General features: G+C 61.1%; 1 protein-coding gene. It reads left to right on the forward strand.

Translation table 11 applies throughout. The features are described from left to right. Positions 1–548 (forward strand): phosphoenolpyruvate carboxykinase (ATP) (locus SO140_RS46435; RefSeq protein ID WP_498544272.1); only part of this gene is annotated, 548 nt, incomplete at both ends.

The following is a 548-nucleotide window of genomic DNA, read 5'->3' on the forward strand; positions in this document are numbered from 1 at the left end:
CGCACTTCGTGAAAAACATGTTCATCCGCCCGAGCGACGACGAGCTGGCTGACTTCGAGCCGGACTTCGGGGTGATGAACGGCGCCAAATGCACCAACCCGAACTGGCAGCAACAAGGCCTGAACTCGGAGAACTTCGTCGCCTTCAACCTGACCGAGCGCATGCAGCTGATCGGCGGCACCTGGTACGGCGGCGAAATGAAGAAAGGCATGTTCTCGATGATGAACTACCTGCTGCCGCTGAAAGGCATCGCTTCGATGCACTGCTCGGCCAACGTGGGCGAGAAAGGCGACGTGGCGGTGTTCTTCGGCCTGTCCGGTACCGGCAAGACCACCCTTTCCACCGATCCTAAGCGTCCGCTGATCGGCGATGACGAGCATGGCTGGAGCGAGGACGGCGTCTTCAATTTCGAAGGCGGCTGCTACGCCAAGTGCATCAAGCTGTCCGGCGAGGCCGAGCCGGAAATCTACGCCGCCAGCAAGCGCTTCGGCGCGGTGCTGGAAAACGTCGTGCTCGGCGCCAATGATCGCGTGCCCGATTTCGACGAC

The sequence above is a fragment of the Bradyrhizobium sp. UFLA05-108 genome (assembly GCF_059803455.1).